The sequence below is a fragment of the Vagococcus sp. WN89Y genome (genome assembly GCF_052220145.1).
Classification (GTDB): domain Bacteria; phylum Pseudomonadota; class Gammaproteobacteria; order Enterobacterales; family Enterobacteriaceae; genus Kosakonia.
The window spans coordinates 20,811-46,962 of record NZ_JBQPOM010000011.1; the positions used below are offsets into that span (position 1 = coordinate 20,811).

The following is a 26,152-nucleotide window of genomic DNA, read 5'->3' on the forward strand; positions in this document are numbered from 1 at the left end:
CAAAAGTATGGCGAACAACGATGTTCGCCAAAACGGATAAGCGCTCAGGGATGGGCTGCTATTAGCCTCGTTAACGCCTCACTTATCTCATCCACCAGCGGTGTTATAGTCTGTTTTGTGCGGTTTTTGCGATCGAGCGTAATGTCAAAGCATTCGGTTATCGTTCCTGGATGGCTGCTAAGTAAACATACGCGATCGGAAAGCATCACGGCTTCCTCCACATCATGGGTGACTAACAACATTGCTCGCGTTTTTATTTCACGGTTTTCCCATAATTCCAGCAGATCGCTGCGCAACTTATTGCCGGTAAAAATATCCAGAGCTGAAAAAGGCTCGTCCAGCAGGAGAAGCTCAGGCTCAACGGCCAGTGCGCGCGCAAATCCTACACGCTGGCGCATACCGCCGGAAAGCTCACGGGGATAGGCTGCGGCATAATCGGCAAGACCGATAAGATCGAGCATCTCCATGGTGCGCCAGTCCACTTCATTGCGCGCTAGCCCTAGTGCTTGCAGGCCGAGTGCGACGCTCTGGAAGACATTCAGCCAGGGAAATAAGGCAAAAGACTGAAATACCATACTGGTATGATCACCAGGCCCTTCTACCGGCCGATCGCAGCAAATGATTGAGCCTGAATCAGGTTCTACCAGGCCAGAAATCATTCTGAGCAAGGTTGACTTTCCTGAGCCTGATTTTCCAAGCAGCGCAACAATTTCATTCTCTTCAATGCGTAGATTGATATTCCTGAGAATCGTGGTTTTTTGCTTGTGCGCATTATTAAAGGATTTTTCAACGTTGTGTATTTTTAAAATTTCCTTGCACGCTTTCATTATTATCTCCTGTGATGATCAATCAAATCTGAAACGGTTTTCTGCAAAGCGATATAAAGGTTGCCAGATAAAAATGATGCACAGAGCAACTAAAAAACACATGGCAACGCAGCCGAGCGCTTCTTCGCCATTTAGTCCGGCATCACTGGCAGTTGAAATAAATGCACCTAAGCCCGTGGTATGGAGCGTTATTTTCCCCCAGTTAAGTACTTCGGCTGCAATAGCGGTATTCCATGCACCTCCTGCTGCGGATATCACACCTGTGACGATATATGGAAATACCGCAGGTAAAATAAATTTACTCCACCACATGATTCCCCGCAGATGAAAAACTTTACTGGCTTCCATCATTTGGCTGGGGATCATGCTCGCCCCGGCGATGACATTGAAAAGTACATACCATTGCGTACCCAACATGATCATTGGCACTGTCCAGCTATTAAGATCCTGATGCCAGCTAATAATCAGAATGGCAATCAGAGGGTAAAATACGTTAGCTGGTATTGCGGCCATTATTTGAATAAGCGGCTGGAAGAAGCGTACTAAATTGGGGCGTAAGCCTATCCAGACACCCAATGGTGTAAATATCGCAACGCTAATCAGCATCGCTGCAATAACCCGGGCTGCAGTGAGTCCCATCCACTCAGGGAGCGAAGCTATATACTCTTTTGGTACAAACAACCATAATTTGTAACCGTAATAAATACAGGCGACGGCAACAATCAGATACCAAATCCCAGACCATAACCAATTCATCATGCCGAGCAGAGTAAACAGGCGATTGAGACGCAGCGCATACCAGGGTTTTGGTAAAGAAAATAACCAGAAACGGGAAAAACAGGTGCAAAGATACCCTAATATTCTACCCACAGTTGAGTGTGACAGGCAGTAATAAAACCATGACGAGGGGGCTTTACGATCGCTGATATCTTCATATTTAAAACGATGTGCATAGCGAATTAGCGGGCGAAAAAATAACTGATCGAGCAAAATAATATTAACGATCAGTGCCAGCACACCCAGCAAGACACCTGAAACAGAACCATGAGATAACGCTACGCCAATATAAGATCCGACGCCGGGTAAATTGACGCTGCGATCGCCAATTGTCAGCATTTCGGAGGCAACCAGCGCAAACCATGCCGCTGATTGCGAAACCATTGTGTTCCACAATAGACCGGGTATGGAGTAAATAAAACCCAGTCGCCAGAAGCGCAGCCAGGGATTGTAATGAAACACTTGCGTGGCTTCGGTTAACTCGGCTGGAACGATACGCAGCGTTTGATACAATGTCAGCATCATATTCCACGCCTGCCCGGTAAATACCGCGAAAATAGCCAGGCCCTCCAGTCCCATTACGCTGTGTGGATATAACCCAAGAAAAAATGCCGTGGTAAAAGTCAGAAAACCGACCAGCGGAACAGACTCCATAAAATTAACAAATGGCAAAATGATGCGTCGCATTGGCGTATAATTTACTGCCAGCACAGCAAAAACAATGGAAAACAGCAGAGAATAACCCAGACCAATAATCAGTCGCATGGTCGTGCGCAATGTATAATAAGGTAATGCCTTATAATTCAGACTCAGCGGTGGGAGTTCGTTTCCGTTAAAGGACGTATGCATATCTTTCCAGCCCAGAATAAATAAAGCTATGCTTACGGCAAGGATTAAGATAACAATAATATCATAAGTAGTGAATGTAATTTTTTGCGGCTTAATGGCGAGGGTTTGCATAAAAAATCTCCTGAGGCAAACGGTCTCTGAATATAAAATACACTAATCGTGCGCGTAGCAAACTGTCCACTTAGCTAACGGCAGCGGAATTTTATTAAGAAAAATGGAAATGCGTCGCCACATAAAACACAGGCGAGCCTCGCATGTGTTTTATGATACGCACCTGTTATGGAAGAAGTGTATCAACGATTGATTCTATCGCCCGGCGTCGATTATTGTTTAGCTTTTGCAAAAATTTCCGCAGGAATTTTATCCAGGCGAAAAGTATAAAGTCTTTTCGGGAATTGGATGCTGAATGCTGTGAAGAATCAGCACAAGGAGATATGTATTTTCTTGTGTTTACAATAAATGCATGGGGAATTGTGATGTAAAACATCCTACACCTCGTTTTAAGTGCAATAAAATAAAAATAATCAGTCCCGAAAAATTCCGGGTGCCGTTGATTACCTCTATTTCATTTCTTAAAACGATACGCAGGTAATCAACAGCAACATTTACTCCAACAAGGAGGTTCTCCAGATAAACCAGCAGGCATATAAATCTCCAGGTTAATAATCATACCTGTATAGCGTAGCAGTAAATAACTAAACGAAACGTATACAATTCAGGAAGCTGATATTAGGATTTTTGCAATAATATTTTCCGCAATTTATCAGAAAACAGTATGTAGCCAGAACCAGATGACGTGGTTTTTCCCTGTCTGGCAGCTAGTGGTGCGTTGAGCGACACCCTTACCAGGACATCATGCACTTCGGTAGCCGCGTTTTCTGACAGGGACAACGTTGCCCGGTAAGCCGTTAAATTTATCCACTCGTAATAACCTTGCTATGCCTGGAGAGCCTGTAAAAGGCGTCTGGTCGCGGTAAAAGCAAATGGCATACGCGCATGCTAATAAGCGCAAATCCACAGGCGGCCGTGTTCCTTATTGTAAAGCGCTGGCAGATGAATCAGGCTCTCACATACAAATTTGTTTTAAGATAAGCGATAAATGACAGAAAAAAATCAAGGTTCCGATAAGCTGCGCCGCGCATTAAACCATAGACCATAATTATATTTTAAGGATCAGTAATGCCTGTCAGCCTGCGCATCAACCGAGTCGCTAACTTCTTTTCTATAAGAAAAACGCAAAACAAGTGCGATAGAAATAATATTTCCCCTGGTGAGAAGATTGGCGAAGGAGAGTATGGCGTCGTCTGGCAGGATGCCGATAATCCGGGCATGGTTATTAAAACATTACGAAGAGAAAATGCTTTTAACAAAGAGCAACTCGAAGAGGAGTGTGATCTCTTTAATAAATTTTACGGGGCCGGATCGGCATTTTTACTTGATTTTGATGGTCATTTCTGTCTGAAGATGAATAAACTGTCAGGAGAGTCCATGGATCGCATAACGTATTTTCCAGCGAATGCGTTACATTTTTTTTTGCAAATGCTGCATGAGATGGAAAGGAAAAGTATTTTTCACGCTGATCTGAAGCTGGAGAATGTGCTTTATTGTGAGAAAGAAAACCGTTTTTACCCCATCGATTTTAGTAATTTCTTCGAGCTCACATTGCAGTCGGGTAACGCTGGCGCGCAGGTGATGGGCAAGCTGTATCAAATCAAAAAACAGGAACTTATTGATTTTATTAATGACAGAAGCTATTCCTCCCGACAGGATTACTCAACTGTTAGTAAACAAAAGGATTTGAGAAGCAATAATTGCATACGAGGCAATGCTTATCACAAAGATCTGATCAATCATTATTAGCTATTATGTACAGCTAATAGCTGTGACTAATTTTTGAAAAACGCTTTTTGCGCAGAATGTTGTTTGTAATCTGTTTCTATCTGCGCAATTAAACGTCATATTATATTTGCAGTTGGGTAATTTTAGATTTTTATTTTTTTCAAAACATCTCCAGAATATAAGGCGTTATCCTCCTGCTGTTAATACACGGTTGTTGAACCATAATCCGTTATTTAAGTATATGTGGGGCTTGTAATGATAAATGCATCAGGTAGGGCAGACTATTCTATCAACAATACCAGTCAGGATTGGGGGATTGATAATACGCCATCGACTTCCCAAACTTCTCTTGCAAAAATATTTTCCTTTATCAAAAAAATATCCCCGGGAACTATGGAAGTTACCACCAACGGGCCTTCAGCGCATTCCCTGATGCGTGTCCAGGGAAAGATTGCTCATCCTTCCGCCAACGGCCACTTAATTTTAAACCCCAATGGGGTAGATCTGCGTATCATCGCAGGGGAAATCGATCATGTTATGTACGACACTCTCTCTGAGGGAAATTTTAAGGCCAGCTTCAGAAACAAAAATAGCGAGACAGTATTAACAATACATTTTCCTGCGAAAGAGAAGCCTTGTGAAGGAACAACGGCTATCTGCTCCCGGCAAATAAAACGTAAAGCATTCGACAGCGATAAAAGCATTGAAACGCTCTGGCGCAACATGACCGATGTGCACCATTTCTATCCTATGTTAAAGCAATTCAATATCAGCAAGCTGGATGCTTTTCGCTCTGTGCCGGAGGATCTCGCTGTGCAGGTTACGACACAAAGCGTAATGACAGTTTTGAAAACCATAGAAAAAGAGCACTCGCTGTTTATGGCTTTTGTCGGCAACGATGCGGTGATTCAGGTCTATACAGGCCCGATTCGAAAACTCGTCCACCTTAAAGCGGCAGAGAAACTGGTTGTGCACGGCGTCTCCAGGGAGGGGGAAAGCGCGGTAATAAAAATAGCCTTAAATGAAATAGACCAGGCCTGGGTGGTGAATAAAAACTCTACCCAAGGGTTTATTACCAGCCTTGAAATATTCGATAAAGATAGCAACCATATCGTGCAATTCTATGGCAAAAGGGCTGAGGGCGAAAAGCAAGATAAACAATGGGCTGCGCTTATGCATAGCCTTCCTCGTGCACCAGCCAGAACGTAGTCGTTTACGCTATCCCCGTTGCAATAGCCCCGTATCGCAGGAAAGCGTTATCATCACCACGATGACGGGGAATTTTTTCATCTGTTTTACCAGGGCCGTGGTGTTGAGAATCAGCCTGGCAGTAAACAGAATGTCGCAAAAGTGGCACAGTAATAGTGGGTAAATAAATGACACGTTTTTTTGTAATTTTATAAGTATTTACTTAATCATGAGCGTTTATTGAAAGAAAAAATTGAACAGGGGTGTAAGGTTCACCCGGCTTGTAATCCATAAGGAAAACCTTACATTTAAATTTTACAGGCATAATAATGCTTGTTACCTCGTCCTCAACTCTTCGTTCAGAAATATTTACCCAATCTCAGTCCGCCTTTCACAATAAAGAATTATCATTTTCTGATGATGATGTTATTGGTGAGGGTGTTGATACTTTAGTGTATGAAGATAATCCGACTAAACTTTATAAAGCATTAAAAGAAGATACGCCAGAAGGGCGAGAAAAACTTTATAATGAATGTGCGGCGTTCATTAAATAATATGAAGAAGGATCGGCGTGCTTAGTTGAGAGCAACAATGTTTTTTATGAAGCAGAAACGAATCGTTTCTATCCAATAGATATGGCTAACGTTTATTATCACTATTTTTCCGCAACGGATGCAGAGAAGCAGCTCGCCAATGAAGAACAACTGGATGCACATGATTTATTAATAACAGAAATAAAGGCGCGGGTTTCAGATAAATTAGCTGAGGTTGAAGGTGATGATTTTAGTGAGACAGGCGAGCTCTGATTTCTTTTTATAAATATCTTTCACTATCAGGGGTTTTTTATTAATTGAGTGGCGCTCTTTAGGTTTTTTGTAACTCTGTTACGCCGCCGTTGGCGGACGAAACGCACAGACAGTATTTCACTGTACTGCTAACGGATAGCATCGCTGAGCTATTGCTTTTACATGAGAATGGTTATCAATATTATTGAAGCGGCATGACGTGGATGCTAATGTGTACAGCGTTTCGTCCGACGTTGGGCAATGGGATCGCGGCGGCTGCGCTATGCAAAAAAAATACTTTTCGATTGACGATTTTATCGGCTTTGGTGAGCGTTACGGGATAGATTACCGCTTCCCCTCGCTGGCTTCGGGTCGTGCGTTCAGTAAAGAGCAGAGCAGGGTGCTTCAGGGAGACGTTGAAGAAATAGCGCTTTCCAGTGGTCTTAGTTTGACCCGCTCTGATGTTCGTGTGCTGCAACCTTATGAAACGACCTCGCTACATTACTGCCCGCTCTATCTTCTGGTTGTGCTGGAAGGCAGTGTGATGCTGCGCGTCAACGGCCAGCAATATGTGGTGCGTTCCGGTATGGCTTTCACATCACGCCTGAGCGAGCATCAGGTGATGAACGCTAGCCATCTGGCAGATTATCACCTGCGTACCTTCTCACTGGGCGTCGATCCTGATAGCTACAGGCAGTCACCGCTGTTGAGCGCGCTTTTGCAACAGTGGGAAGCGCACGGCGCTCCCACCTTTATCTGGCACGTTCCTGGCTTTCTTCTCTCCGGCTTGCAGCAGCCTACGGTTGCGGGTTTGTCCCGCCAGTTGATCGTCGAAGGGATCATGCTGCAATTATTGGGTCATGCGCTCGCCTATCGTACACAAGGTTTTGAGAAACGTGTGCCTGGCGGTGAGCTGAACCGGCTGGAAACGGTGCGCCGTTTACTGGAGCAGCAGCCAGAAAAAGCGTACACCCTGGCGGGATTAGCCCAACTGGCCGCCATGAGCTCCAGCAGCTTGCGCGTTAAGTTTCGCCAGACCTATGGTCATTCTGTATTTGATTATTTGCGCGACCGCCGTCTTGAACTTGCCCGGCGCTATTTGGCGCAGGGCTACTCTGTGCAGCAGGCAGCCTGGATGTCTGGTTATCAACACGCAACTAACTTTTCTACTGCTTTTCGCCGCCGCTACGGTGTGGCGCCGAGCGAAATGCGGGCCTCCTGATACTTATTCTCCACCTCAATGCTTTTAATCATGCGTTTTGTCACTGCGCATAGGTGAATCGTCATTGCGCATAGCTGTTTGTTGAGCCAAAAAGGTAATAATTCTTATTTACAATAATAATGGCTTCTGGAGATTTTCATGTTCGCAAAAACGCGACTGGCACTGACGATTGGCTTGATTACCGGTGGGATAAGTATCGCGGCTCAGGCCCAGGAAACCGCTGCGGTGCCGGATACCGTAGTGGTAACTTCATCCATGCAAAGCGGTGCAACTAAGCTTGAGACACCGGACATCGAAACGCCGCAAGCGGTCTCAATTGTTACACGCCAGCAGTACGAAGAGCAGGGCGCAACGAGTGTACGCCAGGCCGTGAGCTATACCCCTGGCGTATACAGTAACCAGATTGGTGCATCGAACCGCTTTGATTACATTGTCCTGCGCGGTTTTTCCGATGGGAGCCTCGATAATATCTATCTCGATGGCTTAAAAATGATGGGGGATACCAACTCACACAGCTCGCTGGTTGTCGATCCCTGGTTTCTCGACAGCATAGAAGTGGTGCGCGGTCCGGCTTCCGTTCTTTATGGGCGCTCATCGCCTGGCGGGATAGTGGCGCTGACGTCGCGCAAACCGTCGTTTGATGCCGGCGGCGAAGTGAAACTCTTCGGCGGTAACAACCATCAGCGTGGCGCGGCTTTTGATGTGACTGGCCCTGTTGATGAGAACGATCGTGTCGCGGTACGTTTAACCGGGATGACGCGTTACGCCAACTCGCAATTCGATCATCTCAAAGAGCAGCGCTATGCCATTATGCCGAGCCTGACCTGGCGTATCAGCGATCAAACGCGTCTCGAACTGATGGCCTATTTGCACCGTGATCCGCAAGGGGGCAGCCACTCCGGCCTGCCTTATGAAGGCACCGTTACGCCGCACGCGGGCAGGAAAATTGCCAACACCTTCTTCGAAGGCGAAGATAATTACGACAAATATCAGCGCCGTGAAAATATGGTCGGCTATAACGTTGAACACGCTTTCGACAGCGGCTGGTCAGTGCGCCAGAAACTGCGCTACCTGCGAACAAAAGTTTTACTCAATCAGGTTTATGCTTCGGGCTGGCTTAATGAGAGCGAGCTGAACCGTGGCTATTCCGGTTCTGATGAGTCCCTTTCGGCCATCACGCTGGATAATCAGCTCGATGGCAGCATTGATACCGGCAGTATCAATCATCGCGTATTGTTTGGCGTGGATTATCAACGCCGCAGCAACAATGTCACCGCCTCTTCCGGCAGCTTCCCCGCACTGGATGCTTTCCATCCGGTATACGGTGCCGATCCGCTGTCGATTTCTGTTTACAGCCGCGAAAAACACAAACTTGAGCAAATCGGGGTTTATCTACAGGATCAGCTGTCGCTGGACAGATGGCGCCTGACGCTGGGTGGCCGTCACGATCGGGTTAAGATAACCAATGTGAATAAAATGAGTCAAACCAGCGATACGCTGGAAAAGGGGCACTTCAGCAGTCGCGCGGCGCTAATGTATCTCTTTGATAGCGGTTTTGCGCCCTATGTCAGCTACTCGACAGCGTTCACGCCGACCAGTTTTGCTGATGAAACCGGTAAACTGCTTGAGCCAATGAAAGGCCAGCAATGGGAGGCGGGGCTTAAGTTGCAGCCGGAAGGCGCACAGACGATGTATAGCGCGTCGCTGTTTCGTATTAACCAAAAGAATATCGCCACTAAAGTTGAACCGACCGATCCTTACCGTTCCGTGGGGGAAATTGAGTCCGAAGGTCTGGAGCTGGAGGCGGTAGGGCAGTTAACGGATAACCTGCGTGTGCAGGCGGCGTATACCTATACCGATATTCGATACAAAAAAAGCAGCGCAGACGAGCAGGGGAAACGCGCCGTTTATGCGCCGCGTAACCAGGCCAGTGCCTGGTTAAGCTATGAGGTCAAAAGCGGGCCGCTTAATGGCCTGACCCTCGGTTCCGGCGTGCGTTATGTCAACGGACTGACTTCAGACAGGCAGAATACGCATACGCTGCCCTCTTATAGTCTGTGGGATGTTGCGGTGGGTTATGATATGACGAACATCGGTTTAAAAGGGTTACGTGCACAGCTGAACGTCAATAATGTTGCTGACAAACGCTATATCGCGGCCTGTAATTCTCTCACATACTGCTACTTTGGTGCTGAGCGCAATATCATCGGTAGCCTTACTTACGCCTTCTGACAACAGAGTGGCCCGACGTTTGCCGGGCCACGCATTGCAGAAAGATGCAAGTTAAAAACTTTTTATATTTCCGGGAACAATATCAACCATGCCAGTTCGGCATTCACTTTTTTAACTCAAGTCGACGTTTTTATGCCCAAAGAACCAGGTAACCACAAAACCTGACAGGTACGCAAAAACCATGCCCGCCGCATAGACCGCCATCCCGGTGTAAATACCGACTGCGGACGTCATTAAAGGTAATGCCACCAGACCGGAGGGGCCAAATACGGTATTGAGGCCGACCGGTAAGCCAAACCAGGCGATAGTGCCGACAAAAAAACCGCCGCACGCGCCGCCGATACAGGCGGTGACAAAAGGCTTAACGCGCGGCAGGGTAACGGCATATATTAACGGTTCGCCGATACCCAGCAGGCCTGGAATTATCGCCCCGCGAATCTGCGTGCGGATAACGGATGTTTTTGCCGCGCGAAAATAGAGCGCTAACGCTGCGCCTACCTGACCGCCGCCCGCCATTGCCAGAATCGGAAACAGAGAGTTAAAACCCTGGGTATCCATCAGCGCGAAATAGACCGGGATAAACCCCTGGTGTACGCCAAAGACGACAGAAATCAGGAACAGACCGGCCAGCACAGCGCAACCGAGCGGATTACCATTCAGGTGCAAAAATAGCCATGACATACCTTTAAATAGCTCGCCACCAATCGGCATAATGACCGTAAACGCCAGCGCGCCGGTGATCAATAACGTCAGCATTGAGGTCAGGATCATGTCCAGGTTATCCGGCACAACTTTGCGGATCTGTCGCTCTATCCAGGCTCCGATGATTGCGGTTATCAACACGCCAATTATATTGCCGCGCGGATCGATACCCATGCCGAAAAAGTTATCGATACCGGAGAAGTAACCGCTGGTGGCCGCGGGGTTGTAACCCAGTACAAACAGTGCGGCAAGGATCGCCCCATTGACGCCGCTGCCGCCAAAAGCTTGCTGCGCGTTATAGCCAATCAAAATCGGCAGGAAAGTGAACAGCGCCTTACCGAAGATTTTCATATAACCGACGATATGCACAAGTGTTGCATTTTTTGATGCGGCATCGGTCAGCAGACTTTGCTCAATTAGCGTGGCGAACCCCAGCAGCATCCCGGCGGCGATAAATCCAGGAATGAGCGGAACAAAAATTGTGGAAAATTTAGACAAAAACTGATGCACGCCGCTGGTCTGCCTGGCTTTCATCTGTTTTTTTGTATCGCTGGCGACACTTTTTAGCGACGCCGTTTCGGTATGCACTCCCTCGCCTTCGATCAGGGTGTTCATTATCTCTGCCGCGGTTTGTGCTTTACCGGGGCCGACGATTATCTGCAGTTGATCGTTGCTGTTGATGACACCCAGCACGCCGGGGAGAATTTTGAGGCTATCGTAATCGACTAATGCATCGTTATTCAGCGTTAATCGCAGTCGCGTCATGCAGTTTCCGCTGGTTTTAACATTCTCTTTCCCACCCACCCTTTCCAGAATTGCTTCAATAAATTCCCCTGTCATTTTCGCCATCAACTCACCCTCGCGTTGCCCAAAGCCTTGCGGATAAATCCACCGTTATCTTCTAAGAGTTGTTTTGCTTTTGCGGCGCTGATTTGACCCAGCACCATCACGATGGCCGTTTTACAATGGCCGTCGCATGCTTTTAGCGCCTGAGCCGCAGCCTGCGCATCGCAGCCGGTCGCCTCCTGCACAATATTAATTTGCCGTTGTACCAGTTTTTGATTCGTTGCCGAGACGTCAACCATCAAATTACCGTATACCTTGCCGCTGCGGATCATTGCACCGGTGGTAAGCATGTTCAGTACCAGTTTTTGCGCCGTACCTGCTTTCATCCGCGACGAACCGGTGACGACTTCTGCGCCGACCACGGGTTCGATAGCAATATCAGCAATGCGGGCCATTTCGCTACCTTTATTACAACTCAGTGCCACGGTGGTTGCATGGAGGCTTTTGGCGTATTGCATGGCCCCAATCACATAAGGCGTACGGCCGCTGGCAGCAATGCCCACCAGTACGTCCCGGGCATTAAAATTAAGCGCTTTAAGCTCCTCAACGCCCAGTGTAAGGCTGTCTTCTGCATTTTCCACGGCTTGTAAAATCGCGCGCTGGCCTCCGGCAATCAGGCCGATCACCTGCTCTGGCGGCGTACCATAGGTTGGTGGGCATTCACTGGCGTCAAGAATACCTAAACGACCGGAGGTGCCCGCACCGCAGTAAAAAAGGCGGCCACCTTGCGAAAAGGCGGCCACAATAGCATCTACAGCCTGGGTGATTGCCGGAATCACGCGTTCGACAGCCAGCGCGACCTTTTGATCTTCGCTATTAATCACTCTCAGCATCTCTTCGGTTGAGAGCATATCGATATTGGCGCTTGCGGTATTACGTTCTTCGGTAGTCAGTTTGGTTAGATCAAGGTTCATTAACATCTCGCTTAATTCTGTACTTGTTTTCCTGCCGTGCAGAAGCTGCGGCGCGTTAAGGATGGATGATATATTATTTGCGCTAATATAAATAAGAATAATATATTCTTTTTAAGCAATTATGACGCGGCTCATAAAGAAAATTTTATAACTGCGGTTGATAGTCACGTCTCGTTGACAGTAGAAAAATCATCCGTTATGCCCGTGAAGATAGTGACCTGAACTTAATATAAATTGATATGTTTTAAGGAGCTATCATTAAAAAATTATTTATCCCTTATGTTCTCATGTGTATACATATGCATTCATATGTTTTATATGAATTAATCTTTTAATGTTAAGGAATGATAAGACATTCAGTTTCGAATAAGTATACTTTCGGAGCTTCGGCAGGTAATTTTTTAATAACCAAAATATTACGTCATGAAAAATGAATTTATTACGTATTCCTCATCGGGTCTGGATGTATTTTCATTAGCGCTTCGGGCCGCAAAGTATAATGTCCCGGTGCTTATTAACGGAGAAACTGGCACAGGCAAAGAGTACGTTGCCAAATTCATTCATGCGAATGCCAACGATAATGCTGCACCTTTTGTTGCGTTAAATTGTGCAACGATTACCGAAGCCAGCCTGAATAAAACATTATTTGGCTATGTAAAAAACGTAATCAATGAAGAAACTAATGGTCTTAGCCAAAAATATGGCCCGGCGACCGGGGGCACATTACTGCTCAATGAAATAGCGGATATGCCTGCAACGCAACAGGCAAAATTAGTGCGAAGGTTGCAGGAGCTGGAAATAGCCCGACAACCTGCGGCTGCGCTAAATATCCGGCTAATAGCTACCACTAATCGTGACCTGCATAGCGAGATTGCCGCCGGTCGTTTTCGTCAGGATCTCTACTATCGTATTGCCGTGGTGCCACTGACTATTTTGCCACTGCGCACTCGTCCGCTGGAAATCTTGCCGCTGGCACAACGCTTTATTACGCAATATCAGGCCTTTCATTCGGGGCCGGTTTTTCTCAATAAACAGGCACAACAGGCCCTACTGAGTTATGACTGGCCTGGCAACGTGCGCGAACTGGAAAATGTCATCCAGCGTGCGCTTATTTTCTGCAATGGTGAGGAAATCACCGCAGCCGATCTGGGCATTACAGCGCCGGATTCAGGCGTCGGATTACCGCTTTTGCATGCGCAGCAAGAGCCTTCTTCTGGTGAGATAACTGATGTGAAGCGGCACGGGCGACTGGCGGAATACCAGTACATTATTGAGTTGCTCAAACGACACAATGGCAGCAAATCCAGGACAGCGGAGACGCTGGGTATTACTCCACGCGCGTTACGTTATCGTCTCGCTTCCATGCGTGAAGATGGTATCGATATATCTTGTTATATCTAATCGTGACAAAGATTGTGATATAGAAAGGCACGCAACGGTTAACTGACCCCCTGGTCAAAGTGGTACTGTTGCTAAATGGCCAAAATGAGACGGAACTGTCGGCCTGTTATGGCGCGCTTGTTCGCCAGGGTGTGAGCGCTAACCAACTATGGTTGGACGAAAAACGCGTGGGAAAGATACATCGATTTCCGGGCTACAGACGCATTGTGTCGTGCTGGATGAGGCGCAGCGCCAGGGATGGCGCAATGTGCGCTGCTGCTGGATTTCCCTACCGTTTATACCCAGGATTAAGCCTCTCACCGCGCTTTTGACACCCCTGAAAATGTACCTTCACGTCAGCGAAAACCTGAACAATTCAACCAGCCGGGTTCGCTTACCTCACCGGGGCTGTGTGTTTAGTTAACGCTTGTCATTATACATTGCTGCAAAATGCCTGATGCCGGGCGCTGGAGCACAGTGTCTGTATTGATAATCTGTCGGGATTCGTACGGGAAGAACATGGCTGGCAAAAATTAACCATAAACGTTGCCAGGCAACCGTAAGAAATGCGGTGCCTTAGCATTTGTCAAGACACCAGTTTGAAGTAGGTACTTACTTATCTTCTAAAGGATAGAGGTAAATCATGCCGTTTTGCATCATAACGAGCTGTACGCCGTCCAGCGTGTATTGACGCATCCAGAATTCAGAGTTCACCAGTAAGTCAACATTCCCACCCAGCATACGGCTGTGTTCTGCGGGCATAAAATAGATAGGTGTATAGGTAAAGTAGAGCCTGTTTCCTACCTGGCGGCTTTGTGTAAAATCGCCCTTCAGCACAAACTTTTTATCGTCAGGGCTGGTGATATTGCTCATGATACGATTACCGGCGGTCTTCATGCGCGAGTCATAAATTTCTTTTTGATCCAACATCAGGTCATAGAAACCGAATTGCAGCGTGGCGTTACCACCCGGTTTAAGTTCCATATGCAAGCTACGGAACAGGTACACAGAGGCTACAACAACAAGAACAATCAGTGTCGCCAGAATAAACAGATTACTTCGCTTTACAGGTTGCCATTTCATTGATTTTTCTCTGAGTTTCGGTTTGGATCAAAGTTTTAAACGCGTCCGGATTTGCGCGCCAGTGATAAATCTGCATAGCCAGCAATTTCTGTTCGCAGCCGTTATACAAACGCATGGTGTAATTCAGCGTTTGGTTAGCGTTGTTGTAATAGACGCTGAGTTTGATGGACTTCGCCTTAAGCTCTTGATCTAATATGTAATACAGGTCTTTCAGACGATTATATGTCGAAGCCTGATCCTGCAATGGCCCACCGTGCTCGGGCAGCGTAAAGAGGTGGATATTGCTATAAACCCCTTTTGCCAGTTCTTGCGGTGCGCGCCTGCTGTAAGGGTTAGACAGCAGATACCAGCAAGTCATAATACACAGCACAATCACTGCCAGCGTTAGTCCTCCCTTCCAGCGGTTGCTTCGGGCTGGAGCCACAGGCCCGGGGCGCTGCACTAACTCAATCGGCGCAGGAGGAGGCGCAATAGCCACCGGCAGCGGGTCACTCTCAACATCGGCTTGCAGCTGCAGAGTTTCTTCGTCACCTTCCGCTTCAGACAGGATATCTTCCTCTTCCTCAGGCGGTGGCAGGCTGGGCAGATTGACCTCTTTATCATCTTTTTCAACGACCTGGCAAAACTCTGGCTCCAGCACATATCCGTGCTTAGGGATGGTTCTGATAATGCGCTGCTGCTTGCCGTCATCTTCAAGCGCGGTGCGCAGCGCGTGGATTGCGTTTGGCAAACTATTGTTACCAATGACACGACGTTCCCAGACCAGCGTGGTGAGTTCCTCGCGAGTAAAAATTTTGCCAGCATTTTTAAGCAGGACATCAAGCAGCTTGAGTTGATACATTCCCAGGCGTTTACTTTCTCCCGTCACTAAATGAAGGATAGAGCCTGAGGGTTGATCAATTAGCCAGTTGTTAATGGTGCAATAATGTTTATTCATATTTACTCAAGAGATCAAATCTATCCTGTTGCAATATTTAATGACGATAAACAAGTGAATAAGCTACAAAAGTGCAGGCTTATAAACGGTTTGTTTTTATCGCAATGCAGAGAACACCCACCTGTCTGGCAATGATTAACCATTCTCAGCGTACTGGTTATAAGACGACCGTGTTGATAATTTTAATCTTATAAAACGATTGTTTTATAAGATAAAAGTTATGCTACCGTTTACACGGTGACCTGAGGGTATGTTTTTTAATTACCGGTCTGGATATCAAAAGTCATATTGTTCATAGCGCTGCATTATATATTAATTTTATTAAAAGAGGCATGTCTTGTTCCAACAAAAAGCGGTCATTCCTGGCGATTAAGCGAAGGATGAAGCTTTTCAAATTAAAAAAAGCAACCAGTATATGAGCAGAGTCCGGAGATTAATGTTGTGGAATTTTATTTCCTCTAATACTTCCTTAATCTTAATTAAGCGGAAAAGAATTTTCACTTAATGTTTTAATTTATTGATTTCTTAATTAGTTAAACGTCGCTGCGTTGCGCATGACAGCGGTAGCCTTTCAGCCATTTTCTGCGCTTATGTATTGAAGTGGTGAATAAACTGTCTGTGTCGGTGTGATACTGGTCGCGCTGAACTAAAGGAACCGGGGCGTTCCCGGTGGGTGCAAAGCTGTTGTTTCCGCCAGTGCCGGGTTGGGCTATGCTTAGCTGAATAAACTGATGGGGAGCAAAGAGATGCACTTTATTAATAGTGAAGAAGACGACGACAAAAAAGAGCCGGGTTCTGCCAATGTTACGCAGCTTATGCAGCAAAAGCTGCTGGATTCCCGCTCGATAATCATCTCCGGCGAGATTAATCAGGCGCTTACTGAGAAGGTGGTGACGCAACTGTTACTGCTCCAGGGTATCAGCGATGCGCCAATTAAAATCTATATCAATAGTCAGGGCGGGCATGTCGAAGCGGCTGACACCATCCACGATATGATTAAGTTTATCACCCCGGAAGTGCATATCATCGGCACCGGCTGGGTGGCCAGCGCCGGGATCACTATTTTCCTCGCGGCGAAAAAAGAGCACCGCTATGCGCTGCCGAACACCCGCTTTATGATCCATCAACCGCTTGGCGGCGTGCGTGGCCAGGCGAGTGATATTGAAATAGAAGCCAAAGAGATCATTCGTATGCTTGAGCGCGTCAACCAGCTCATTGCCGATGCAACAGGGCAGCCGGTTGAAAAAGTGAAGCAAGATACCGATCGCAACTTCTGGATGAATACAAAAGAGGCTATCGACTACGGTATTGTTTCCCGCGTGGTGAAATCCTTTACTGAACTGAACCTTGATTAACGTACCAGGCCTTCCTCATTCGGGGAAGGCTATTTCTCTGTTCATTCCCCTTCTTCCTGACACATAATCTGCACCCTGGCGGCATGAATATCTACGGAGTGATAGCATGAAAAGCAGTATTAAGGCGGCGCTGTTATGTATGGCGTCGCTGAGTTTCCCCGCGCTTGCAGAACCCAACGGCATCTCATTTGACCATAAAGACTGGGAAGTGGTGTGTGATAACACCCTGACCTGCCGGGCGGCGGGTTATAGCGCGGAGGAAGAGGCCAGCGGTTCGGTACTTATCACCCGCAAAGCGGGGCCAAACACGCCAGTGACGGTAGACGTCGTGCTGGCAGAGATGGACGCAGACGAAACCGCGCCGCAGGCACCGTTGACGCTATGGATTGATGGCAACTCGCTTGGCGATATTGCCACGGAAGATAATGACACCTGGCGCTTAACTGACGAGCAGGCAAGCCGCCTGATTGAAGCGGTAAAAGGCAGCAGCAAGGTTGAATTTAAAGGTGGCGCAAAGCCGTTTGTGCTCTCAGACGATGGCGCCTACGCGGTGCTGCTGAAAATGGATGACGTCCAGCGTCGCATAGGCACCCCTGGCGCGCTGAGTAAGAAAGGCGATAAAGCGGAAGATAGCGTAGCCGCAGCCATTGCTGCGCCGGTGATTCAGGCAGGATCGGTGGCGGAGGGCGAAGATCGTCCATTGACGAAGGCCGAAATCGCGACCCTGAAACCGCGTCTGCTTGCGGCGCTTAGCGCGAGCAATGAGTGTGAGCGTCTCTCCGCGCCACAAGAAGAAGTGATTGACGGGGACAATGACATCACCCTGACGCCGCTGGATAGCAAGCACGCCGTGATTTCTGCGCTCTGCTGGCGCGGTGCGTACAATGAAGGTTACGGCTTTTGGGTTGTCGATAACGCCCTGAAAGGCGAACCTAAATTTATCACCAACTCGGCGACGGATTACAGCGACGGCGTCATATCGCTGGGCCAGCGCGGGCGCGGTATTGGCGACTGCTGGGCTTCGGCAGAATGGGTGTGGGACGGTGAAACCTTCCGTAAGAGCAGCGAATCGACAACCGGCATGTGCCGCTATATCCGCACCGGGGGCACATGGGATCTGCCGGAGTTTGTGGCCGAAGTTAAAGACGCGAAATAGACTAGCCTCGCACCTATGCGTGAAGGGGCAAGTAGTGGCGTGGCACTATATCGGTGAGAAATATGTTAAGCAGCCTTAATCATTTAACGCTGGCAGTCAGTGACCTTGATCGTAGCGTTGCGTTCTATCATCAGTTGCTTGAATTAAAACTGCACGCGCGCTGGGACAGTGGCGCGTATCTTACCTGTGGCGATCTCTGGCTGTGCTTGTCACTGGACGCACAGCGCCAGGCGCTTTCTGCTGTGCAAAGTGACTACACCCATTATGCGTTCAGTGTGGAGGCGCGCGATTTTAGCGCGTTTGTTGACCGACTGGCGCGAGCGGGCGTGGTGAGCTGGAAAGAGAACAAAAGCGAAGGCGCATCCTGGTATTTCCTCGATCCTGACGGCCACAAGCTGGAAGCACATGTGGGTAACCTGGCGCAGCGCCTGGCCGAATGTCGGGCGCACCCTTATAAAGGCATGGTGTTTTTTGATTAGCATCGTTCTCTTTCGCAATCCATGCTCTTTGGCTCCCCATTTCTTGATACTTACCCTGATAACTATTATTTTACTCCCCCGGCAAAATGAGGGACTGCATGACCGAAGAAGAACTGTTTGCGCGTCGACCGCTGGGTATGCGGATGGCGATGGTTGTCCGCCAGTGGCGCGCCACTATCGACTGCGCATTGAGTGATACAGGGATAACCCAGTCGGGCTGGACGGTGCTGATGCAGCTGAGCCAGCTGGGCGATAACGTTTCGGTCAGCGAGCTGGCGGAAGTGCAGGGCATTGAACTGCCGCCGCTTATGCGCACCCTTACACAGCTGGAAAAACAGGGGCTGATTGTGCGTACGACATCGCCGTACGACAAGCGCATTCGCCTGCTGGCGCTAACGGCAGAGGGAAAGCAGATGCTGAAGAAAATTACGCACGTGATCGAAACCTGCCAGGCACGCGCGGCAAGTAACATCCCGGCGGCGGAATTACAGCAATTTAGCGCCACACTGAATCATATCGCCTGCAATTTGCGCGTAATGCGCGAAGAAGATAAAACCGAATAAGAAAATGATGACGCCAGAACAGAAATTTGCCCGTTGGGTAAGGGTCAGTATTGCCTCTTTCCTGTTGATGTTTCTCTATTTTATCGTTGCCGACATCTGGATCCCGCTCACACCTGATTCCACCGTGATGCGTGTCGTGACGCCGGTCTCCGCCCGCGTCTCTGGCTACGTCGCACAGGTGCACGTGCAGAATAACAGCCAGGTGAAGCGCGGCGACGTGCTGTTCGAGCTGGATGCGACACCCTTTAAAAACCAGGTCGAAGCGGGCGAGATAGCTCTCGCACAGGCGCGTCTGGCCAACCAGCAGCTGGACGCAAAAATTGTCGCCGCGCAAGCCAGCCTGAAGAGCGCACAACTGACGGCGCAAAACGACAGGCTGACGTTTGATCGCTATCAGCGCCTTAGCGCGATGCAAAATGTCTCGCAAGCCGATCTGGATAAAGTCCGCACCGCCTGGCAAAGCAGTGTGCAATCGGTTGATAACTTGCGCGCCAGTATTGATGAGTTAAATATTGAACGCGGCGAGCGCGATGAGGCCCGCAACGTTACGCTGCAAAAATACCGTAACGCGCTGGAACAAGCACAGCTTAATCTCGGCTGGACGCAAGTGCGCGCCGAAATGGATGGCACGGTGAGCAACCTGCAACTTAGCCCCGGCTTTTACGCGCCAGCGGGCAGCGCTGCGCTGGCGTTGGTACATGATAAAACCGATATCGTGGCGGATTTTCGTGAAAAGAGCCTGCGTCATACGCAGGTGGGTACCGATGCCGCCGTGGTGTTTGATGCCCTGCCAGGGCATGTTTTTAAAGCACATGTGACCAGCAGCGATGCGGGGATTCTGGCCGGACAGGAAGCGGTCAATGGTAAGTTGTCGGCACCAGAAACGTCGAACCGCTGGGTACGTGATGCACAGCGTATGCGCATTCATCTGGCGCTTGACGAGCCATTACCCAGGCAGCTTCCCACCGGCGCGCGCGCCACGGTGCAGCTTTATAACAGCGAAGGACCGTTTGCTCGCTTCTTCTCTGGCTTGCAAATCCATCTGGTGAGCTTGCTGCACTATGTCTATTAACGCGTTGGCCCGTGTGTTCACCCCGTACGGGAATATCGTTTATACCGCGAATGATTTTCGCCAGACCTTGCGCATCGTCTTCGCCGGGATGATAGCCCTGAGCGTGTCGAGCTTTTACAACACGCAATACGGCGTGTTTTACGTGGTCTACCCGGTAATGCTGCTGTCGCTGGTGCCGGTATTTAACCGCCACGTGGCGAAACAGTTTATTTTCAGCGCGGTCATCAACTGCGTCGAAATGGTGTTTATCATCGGCTATTTGTCGCGTTGGCCGGTTATTATGACGCTGGTGGTGTTTGCGCTGTATGTGATGCGTTTTCGCTTTATGAGCAAAGGCGCGCTGTTTCTGTTTGGATCGACGGGCGTTGTGTGCCAGAGCACGATGCTCAATTTTATGAGCTATCCCTCCAGCGACTGGCATACGCTTTTGTTTTCCAATATTGAAGCCAGCATCATGGCCGTGGCGCTAAGTGCGTTGATGAATTACCTGATACCGGATGTGGAGCCGCGCAACCGCCCGCCGATAATTGAGAAGAACGCAGCCCGCGTGCGTCACGAATCTCTGCTGGCGGGAACGGTAGCGACGCTTATCTTTGTGGTCTTTCAAATCAGCGATCTGAGTGATTCACTTTCTGCATTGATGGCGGGGATTTTGATCCTCTTTCCGATGCATTATCGCGGCGCGGTACTTAGCTCGCTGTGGCGCGTGGTCGGCGTGATCATCGCCTGCCTGTATATTTTGCTGGTGCAGTTGATTCTTTATAACCACAGCAGTCATATGCTGCTAATGATGCCGCTAATTGGCCTGGGGCTGGCTTTCAGCGCGCGGCTGCATGTGATGGAAAAAGTCGGCGCGGGCGTTGGGTTTTCCAGCGTCACCACCATTGGCATTATGTTTGGCCAGAACCTTCACCCGGACACCGACCTGGTATTCAGCGATCTCTATCGTATTGTGTCGGTCACCGTAGCGCTGTTAGGCACCTTAACGATGATCTATCTGGTGCATCTGATTTTGAATCGTTTTGCAGCCACTCGCTACGTGATTGAGGAGCAGTAGGCAGGGTCAACATTCTTTCACCAGCACATATTCTTCTCCGGCGCAGCGGTAAATCGCCTGCGTTGCGCCAGGGATAACCCAGCGCAACGCGTCCTCTGGTAAGCAGTGCAAGCGAATGCATAGCCCGCATCCGCCGCGAAGCGCGCGCGGAATATCCTGCACGCGAAACTCCACATTAGCGGCCTGTAAGGCTTTGCGTGTTTGCAACACGCCGGGTGTGTTATGAAACAGCAGCAAATACGCATTCATCAATGCTTCCTCTGGCGCTGCCCAATCAGCGCGGCACCAAGCGCACCGGCGTACTGGGCGTCCGGATGAGTAAAAACCTCGCTGTTAAGATGCGCTGCCAGCATCCGGCGAAAGGTCGCGCAATGGCTGACGCCGCCGGTAAAGAGCAGCGGCCCTTGCGTGGAGAGGCGGGCAATAAAATGTGCGCTGCGCCGGGCCATCGCGTTAATCACGCCGGCCAGAATGGCTTCCGGCGCGATGCCCGCAGAGCGCAGGCTGATCACCTCTGATTCGGCAAAAACCGTGCACATGCTGGTCAGCGGGTGCGGCTCCACGCCATCGGTGATAGTATCCAGATGTTCGACCTGCGTTCCCAGCGTGCGGGAAATCACCTCCAGAAAGCGCCCGGTTCCGGCCGCACATTTATCATTCATCAGAAAATCGGTCAGATTCCCCTGCGCGTCCAGCTCGATAACTTTGCTGTCCTGGCCGCCGATATCAATCACCCTGCGCGCATCGGGTTGCAAAAGGCGCGCGCCAAGACCGTGGCAGGAGATTTCGGTGACCTGTTTGTCGGCAAAATCCACCAGTTGTGCCGCCCGTAACCGGTCAGCGTCAGGAAGGGTTTTTGTGTGAGATCGGCGCGTAATGTTTCCCACGCTGTGACAATCGAATCCGCCGGGCGAAACGAGGTCGGGCAGAGAAAACGCCGCACGACAGTGCTGCCGTCCAGCAGAATGCCTTTGGTGGTGGTCGAGCCTGAATCAATACCTATGCTAAACACCGTCATGCCTCACAGCATCTCTATAAAAGCGGCGACACGGGTGCTGAGCTGCCCGATATCAGACGTGGAGTAATCCGTCTCAATAGCCATATAAGGAATGTTATGCTGCTGGCGCACGTGGCGTTTGATGGAAAGCGATTCAACCGCATAGGTGTGGCAGGCCTGCAAAATCACATCAATCACGCCGTCGGCCTGATATTCTTCCACCATCTGGCTCAAAAGCTTCAGCCGTTCATCGTTGGGCGAGAGGCAGGAGCAACCAATCGCCAGATATTTATCGGTTAGCGCATCGTAAACATCGCCGTGCTCATCAACGCAGCGCTCGGTGGCTTTCGCGCCGGTGCAGTTCTCATAGCCCACGACCCAGCCGCCGTTCTCCTCGATGGCGCGCACGACTTTTTCCGCCGCACCGCCTATGGGGCAACCGGTTATCAGAATGCGCGGGCGCGCATCGAGGCGTTTTCCTGCTTGCCAGTCTGCGTGGATTTGCGCGGCCATCGTATTCAGCTCGTCAATCAGCGCTTCTTTATCAAACCGAAACGTCGCGCCGTACACCACTTTCAGGATATCCGTACCGCTCAGCGCAGGAGGATTAAGCTGCCCGACGCGGTAGAAGTTAGCCAGCGCTTGCCGCTCGCGGTTTTTCAACCGGATAGCGTCACGCAACGCGGCTTCGCTGATGGGCTGACCAAATCGCTGTTCGATGGTTGTTTGCAGGCGCAGGATCTCTGCTTTCCACAGCGCGCGCGAGGCCGCATCGGCGGCGCTGTTTGGCAACTGCATAACATGCACCGCCTTGAACTCCGCCATGTATTCATACATTTTCTTCTTGCCGTCGCAGGTCGTTTCTCCCACCACCAGGTCGGAAAAATAGAAGTAGGGGCATTTATCGGTTTTGCCAAAACCATAGCTGCTCTTGATAAGCGGGCAGAGGTTGCGCGGCAGATCTTTCTCCGCTTCCTCAATGGTTTCATCATTTGTGGAGCACAGCGAAACCACCACCGCACCGGCGGCCATCGCGATCTCCTGAGGCATAAAAGTGCAGTAAGTGCCCACTAATGGAACACCGTGCTCTTTGAGATCCATCACGGTCAGAAAGCCTTTCTGGCGGGCGGCGGAGAATTGTTCGAAAATGGCCGGCAGTTCAGTGATAAGCGACATGATTTCCTTCCCCGTGACACGGGAGATGATGAAAAAGACGCCGCATTATAACCGTGTAAAAATAAGGGGGATGTTGATCCCGGCGGGTTAAAAAGCAGAAAAATTTATCAGCAGAGGAAGTTGTGACAGCAGATAGAGAATTAGCCCGATGGTGCCGCCAACCAGCGTGCCGTTGATGCGAATAAACTGCAAATCTTTACCGATATTCAGCTCAACTTGCTGCGACATATCCCGCGCGTCCCAGCTTTTCACCGTGTCGCTGATATGGCGCGTCAGAAATGCGGCAAAGTCCGGCGCGACGCGGTAAGCGGCCTGCTCCAGATGCTCATTCAGCGATGTGCGTAGCGCCGTATCGGCCAGCAAGGTTTCGCCAAACCACAGGCCCGCATCGGTGATGCGTTTTTTCATTCGCGAATCTTCGGCCTGCATATCGGCTTTCATCCAGTTGCGCAAATCTGCCCACATCTCGCCGATATAGCGGTTAAACGCTTCATCGTTTTTCAGATAATCTTTGATGTTCTCTGCCCGTACGGCCATCTCCGGATCGGTTTTCAGGTTGGCGATCAGTTTTAACGTCGCGCGATCGAAAGCCAGGCGGATCTGGTGCGCGCGGTCATCATTGATATCGTCCAGCAGTGAATTTACCGCATCAGAGATAAGATCCGCGCTCTGCTCGCCGAGCCACTCCGTTGGCAGCAGTTTCGCTTTCAGCGGATGATCGGTTTCCAGCCAGTGCACTATTTGGTGCGCAATAAAGGTGCGGCTGCTCTCCCGCTGCAAGAGCGCGATAAGCTGAGCTATGAGGCTGTCGAGCAGCACCTGATGGCGGTTGTTGCGGGTCAGGCTTTCAAGGATAAGCGCACTGGTTTCGGTAAGATCTACTTTATCGAGCGCTTTATGCACCGCGCGCTTAAGTAGCCGTTGGATGCGCGTATCGTCGGTCATCTCCAGAAAACCGCTCATCACCTGCAAAAGGTGCTGGCCGACGCGACGCGCGTTATCCGGCTGGCTAAACCAGACGCCTATCATCTGCGCGGGCTGATGGCGCTGAATAAGCGTCACCAGCGATTGGGTATCAAGGAATTTTTCCTGCACAAACTGGCCAAGATTGTCGCCGATCCGGTCTTTATTACGCGGAATAATCGCCGTATGTCGCGAAATAAACGGCAGCGGCACGCGGCGAAAGAGAGCGACGACCGCAAACCAGTCCGCCAGCGCGCCGACCATCGCTGCTTCGGCAATCGCTTTGACACCGCTGACCCAAAAGTTAGGCGGCAGAAACAGCGTAGTAATAAAAACCGCTGCCGCAATCAGTAGCAGGGAGAGTGCCAGGTGCTTGGCGCGTTTAAGTTCTGTGACTTTGTCCATGGTTTAAGCATATAACCCAACGACAGGTTTATGCAAAAGGTTAAATCATAAGCAAATTGCGCAACGTAAATGTCAGAAGCTTTGCGCATGATGTTTAGCGAGGAACAAAACGGCTATGGCTTCCAGCGGCGCAGCGAGGTGTCTTGTTCATAAGGCATTGGTGAAGGCCAGGTTATAAACTCGACGATAGTGCCCCAGGGCGTGCGGCCATAGCAAAACTGATTCCCTTCGCCTTTCTCGGTCGGGAAACCGAGCGGCTGCGGCGCGGTAAACACTTCGCCACCCGCCTCTTTAAACTGCTGCAATGCGGCGGCGATATCATCGGTATAGACAGCAAAATGTTGTAGGCCAAAATCGCTGGCGCGTAGCGGTTCGCGCTGGTCAGGCCCTTGCATTTCAAACAGTTCAATCCCTGGCCCGTGGTGTAATTTCAGCATTCTTATCGCTTTGATTACCGTGCCGGGCACCAGGCGCAGCGTTTTTTGCTGTGATTCATTATCCAGGTCTTTTTCGTCCGGCGCGACGGACTGGTAAATAAGTTCGGCACCCAGCGCTTCAATCAGAAAACGCGTAGCAGCTTTAATATCCGGGACGGTAATACCGATATGATCGATTCCGCGAATGGTCATGGCTCCTCCTTTAACGAGTCAGTTTTAAGCATAGACGACGTGCAAAGTACATTTTTTGTGGCTACAAGCTAAGAGGAGGTTTTATGGATTCCATTATTCGATAGCGATTTAAAAGCCCGCGCTGGTTCGGTGCTTGAAAGCTGTGGCCTGAACTGGAGTACCGCCATTCGCTTGTTTGCCGAACAGAGTGTGAAAACCGAAGGCATTCCCTTTGAAGTGACGCGTAAACCCACGGCGCGACTGCGTAAAGCAATGGCGGAAACCGAAGAGATAGTCGCACATCAACATGGACGCTTTAAAGGTATTGATCAGCTTATGGATAGCTTAAACGATGGGAAAGAGTAAACGCACGCCACTGCCTTACCGTTCTGATTATACAAAAACCCTTTATTAAAGCCTGGTGCGCTACAATAAATCTTGCCGGAGAGATAGGCATGAGACGGCAGTTATTATGTCTCTGTTTCTTTCCGGTAATACATTATTTTGTGGCGATGGTAAAGCAGCCGTTCATTATTTCAATATGCACTTGAGAACCTATTATCTACATGTAAATACAGTGAAAATAAAATGCGAGGCAATTCGAATAAATATAACCCTGTTAAAATGGATAATAATTAATTTATTGGCGGGTTTTCTGTGTTTATTTATTATCTTCACGATTCTCCAGCCCGGTAAGTGCGATCCATGATTTTATATCAGAACCCTCCGTATATACTCAA

General features: G+C 49.4%; 23 protein-coding genes and 2 pseudogenes. 14 read left to right on the forward strand and 11 right to left on the reverse strand.

Translation table 11 applies throughout. From position 1 onward, the window contains the following. Positions 1 to 44 precede the first annotated feature (44 nt). The gene (locus ACTU3N_RS01925; RefSeq protein ID WP_443084446.1) at positions 45 to 827 is read right to left on the reverse strand and encodes an ABC transporter ATP-binding protein; all 783 of its coding nucleotides are present in this window, start codon (positions 825 to 827) and stop codon (positions 45 to 47) included. Between the two features lie 18 nt (positions 828 to 845). After that, entirely contained in the window at positions 846 to 2,564 is a 1,719-nt protein-coding gene (locus tag ACTU3N_RS01930) for an ABC transporter permease (protein ID WP_443084447.1), read from the reverse strand. Between the two features lie 1,068 nt (positions 2,565 to 3,632). On the opposite strand from ACTU3N_RS01930, the gene ACTU3N_RS01935 reads away from it, so the two are divergent. The 6 genes and pseudogenes from ACTU3N_RS01935 to foxA all read left to right on the forward strand — a co-directional run bounded on the left by ACTU3N_RS01935 (position 3,633) and on the right by foxA (position 9,719). Beyond that, positions 3,633 to 4,313 carry an OspG family effector kinase gene (locus ACTU3N_RS01935; RefSeq protein WP_443084448.1) on the forward strand — a complete coding sequence of 227 codons (681 nt, stop codon included), beginning with the start codon at positions 3,633 to 3,635 and terminating at the stop codon, positions 4,311 to 4,313. Positions 4,314 to 4,547: 234 nt separating this feature from the next. After that, positions 4,548 to 5,501: a ChuX/HutX family heme-like substrate-binding protein gene (locus ACTU3N_RS01940; protein ID WP_443084449.1), complete on the forward strand. Its 954-nt coding sequence runs from the start codon at positions 4,548 to 4,550 to the stop codon at positions 5,499 to 5,501. Between the two features lie 308 nt (positions 5,502 to 5,809). Further along, a complete protein-coding gene (locus ACTU3N_RS01945) occupies positions 5,810 to 6,034 on the forward strand; it encodes a hypothetical protein (RefSeq protein ID WP_443084450.1) in 225 nt (74 codons plus the stop codon). Positions 6,035 to 6,073: 39 nt separating this feature from the next. Next, a pseudogene (locus ACTU3N_RS01950) lies at positions 6,074 to 6,286 on the forward strand (hypothetical protein); the annotation flags it as partial. A gap of 211 nt (positions 6,287 to 6,497) precedes the next feature. Then, a complete protein-coding gene (locus ACTU3N_RS01955) occupies positions 6,498 to 7,487 on the forward strand; it encodes a helix-turn-helix domain-containing protein (RefSeq protein ID WP_443084451.1) in 990 nt (329 codons plus the stop codon). A gap of 138 nt (positions 7,488 to 7,625) precedes the next feature. Continuing rightward, positions 7,626 to 9,719 carry a ferrioxamine B receptor FoxA gene (gene foxA, locus ACTU3N_RS01960; RefSeq protein ID WP_443084452.1) on the forward strand — a complete coding sequence of 698 codons (2,094 nt, stop codon included), beginning with the start codon at positions 7,626 to 7,628 and terminating at the stop codon, positions 9,717 to 9,719. Positions 9,720 to 9,830: 111 nt separating this feature from the next. Here the strand turns inward: foxA and murP are convergent, their stop codons facing one another. Next, on the reverse strand, positions 9,831 to 11,270 hold the full coding sequence (murP, locus tag ACTU3N_RS01965) for a PTS N-acetylmuramic acid transporter subunit IIBC (protein WP_443084453.1): 1,440 nt from the start codon (positions 11,268 to 11,270) through the stop codon (positions 9,831 to 9,833). Further along, positions 11,270 to 12,181 (reverse strand): N-acetylmuramic acid 6-phosphate etherase, encoded by a 912-nt coding sequence (murQ, locus tag ACTU3N_RS01970; RefSeq protein WP_443084454.1) that lies wholly within the window; start codon positions 12,179 to 12,181, stop codon positions 11,270 to 11,272. The genes murP and murQ overlap by 1 nt, the downstream gene beginning before the upstream one ends. A 423-nt stretch (positions 12,182 to 12,604) precedes the next feature. On the opposite strand from murQ, the gene ACTU3N_RS01975 reads away from it, so the two are divergent. Next, complete coding sequence (locus ACTU3N_RS01975; RefSeq protein WP_443084455.1) at positions 12,605 to 13,582, forward strand: sigma-54-dependent transcriptional regulator; 978 nt, start codon at positions 12,605 to 12,607, stop codon at positions 13,580 to 13,582. 591 nt (positions 13,583 to 14,173) lie between these two features. Here ACTU3N_RS01975 and ACTU3N_RS01980 read toward each other — a convergent pair. Together ACTU3N_RS01980 and ACTU3N_RS01985 are read right to left on the reverse strand one after the other, a co-directional pair. Then, a complete protein-coding gene (locus ACTU3N_RS01980; RefSeq protein ID WP_443084456.1) occupies positions 14,174 to 14,644 on the reverse strand; it encodes a hypothetical protein in 471 nt (156 codons plus the stop codon). Further along, complete coding sequence (locus ACTU3N_RS01985) at positions 14,616 to 15,581, reverse strand: winged helix-turn-helix domain-containing protein (RefSeq protein ID WP_443084457.1); 966 nt, start codon at positions 15,579 to 15,581, stop codon at positions 14,616 to 14,618. Before ACTU3N_RS01985 ends, ACTU3N_RS01980 begins: the two co-directional genes overlap by 29 nt. Before the next feature lie 746 nt (positions 15,582 to 16,327). On the opposite strand from ACTU3N_RS01985, the gene ACTU3N_RS01990 reads away from it, so the two are divergent. The 6 genes from ACTU3N_RS01990 to ACTU3N_RS02015 all read left to right on the forward strand — a co-directional run bounded on the left by ACTU3N_RS01990 (position 16,328) and on the right by ACTU3N_RS02015 (position 21,263). Beyond that, the gene (locus tag ACTU3N_RS01990; protein WP_443084458.1) at positions 16,328 to 16,936 is read left to right on the forward strand and encodes an ATP-dependent Clp protease proteolytic subunit; all 609 of its coding nucleotides are present in this window, start codon (positions 16,328 to 16,330) and stop codon (positions 16,934 to 16,936) included. Positions 16,937 to 17,042: 106 nt separating this feature from the next. Further along, positions 17,043 to 18,092, forward strand: coding sequence for a DUF1176 domain-containing protein (locus tag ACTU3N_RS01995; RefSeq protein WP_443084459.1), 1,050 nt, complete (start codon positions 17,043 to 17,045; stop codon positions 18,090 to 18,092). Positions 18,093 to 18,154: 62 nt separating this feature from the next. Further along, complete coding sequence (locus ACTU3N_RS02000) at positions 18,155 to 18,571, forward strand: FosA family fosfomycin resistance glutathione transferase (RefSeq protein ID WP_443084460.1); 417 nt, start codon at positions 18,155 to 18,157, stop codon at positions 18,569 to 18,571. 98 nt (positions 18,572 to 18,669) lie between these two features. Then, positions 18,670 to 19,134, forward strand: coding sequence for a MarR family transcriptional regulator (locus ACTU3N_RS02005; RefSeq protein WP_443084461.1), 465 nt, complete (start codon positions 18,670 to 18,672; stop codon positions 19,132 to 19,134). Between the two features lie 4 nt (positions 19,135 to 19,138). Beyond that, positions 19,139 to 20,206: an HlyD family secretion protein gene (locus ACTU3N_RS02010; RefSeq protein ID WP_443084462.1), complete on the forward strand. Its 1,068-nt coding sequence runs from the start codon at positions 19,139 to 19,141 to the stop codon at positions 20,204 to 20,206. Beyond that, positions 20,196 to 21,263, forward strand: coding sequence for a DUF2955 domain-containing protein (locus tag ACTU3N_RS02015; protein WP_443084463.1), 1,068 nt, complete (start codon positions 20,196 to 20,198; stop codon positions 21,261 to 21,263). The genes ACTU3N_RS02010 and ACTU3N_RS02015 overlap by 11 nt, the downstream gene beginning before the upstream one ends. 6 nt (positions 21,264 to 21,269) lie before the next feature. Here ACTU3N_RS02015 and ACTU3N_RS02020 read toward each other — a convergent pair whose 3' ends face one another. The 5 genes and pseudogenes from ACTU3N_RS02020 to ACTU3N_RS02040 all read right to left on the reverse strand — a co-directional run bounded on the left by ACTU3N_RS02020 (position 21,270) and on the right by ACTU3N_RS02040 (position 25,433). Then, positions 21,270 to 21,512: a DUF3343 domain-containing protein gene (locus ACTU3N_RS02020; RefSeq protein ID WP_443084464.1), complete on the reverse strand. Its 243-nt coding sequence runs from the start codon at positions 21,510 to 21,512 to the stop codon at positions 21,270 to 21,272. Continuing rightward, positions 21,512 to 22,281: pseudogene (gene yjiL, locus ACTU3N_RS02025) on the reverse strand (putative 2-hydroxyacyl-CoA dehydratase activator YjiL). Before yjiL ends, ACTU3N_RS02020 begins: the two are co-directional and overlap by 1 nt. A 3-nt stretch (positions 22,282 to 22,284) precedes the next feature. Continuing rightward, entirely contained in the window at positions 22,285 to 23,436 is a 1,152-nt protein-coding gene (locus ACTU3N_RS02030; protein WP_443084465.1) for a double-cubane-cluster-containing anaerobic reductase, read from the reverse strand. Positions 23,437 to 23,523: 87 nt separating this feature from the next. Further along, complete coding sequence (locus tag ACTU3N_RS02035; protein WP_443084466.1) at positions 23,524 to 24,804, reverse strand: DUF445 domain-containing protein; 1,281 nt, start codon at positions 24,802 to 24,804, stop codon at positions 23,524 to 23,526. Positions 24,805 to 24,917: 113 nt separating this feature from the next. Beyond that, positions 24,918 to 25,433 (reverse strand): VOC family protein, encoded by a 516-nt coding sequence (locus ACTU3N_RS02040; RefSeq protein WP_443084467.1) that lies wholly within the window; start codon positions 25,431 to 25,433, stop codon positions 24,918 to 24,920. A gap of 87 nt (positions 25,434 to 25,520) precedes the next feature. On the opposite strand from ACTU3N_RS02040, the gene ACTU3N_RS02045 reads away from it, so the two are divergent. Continuing rightward, the gene (locus ACTU3N_RS02045; RefSeq protein ID WP_443084613.1) at positions 25,521 to 25,778 is read left to right on the forward strand and encodes a type II toxin-antitoxin system RelB/DinJ family antitoxin; all 258 of its coding nucleotides are present in this window, start codon (positions 25,521 to 25,523) and stop codon (positions 25,776 to 25,778) included. The last annotated feature ends 374 nt before the right edge of the window (positions 25,779 to 26,152 follow it).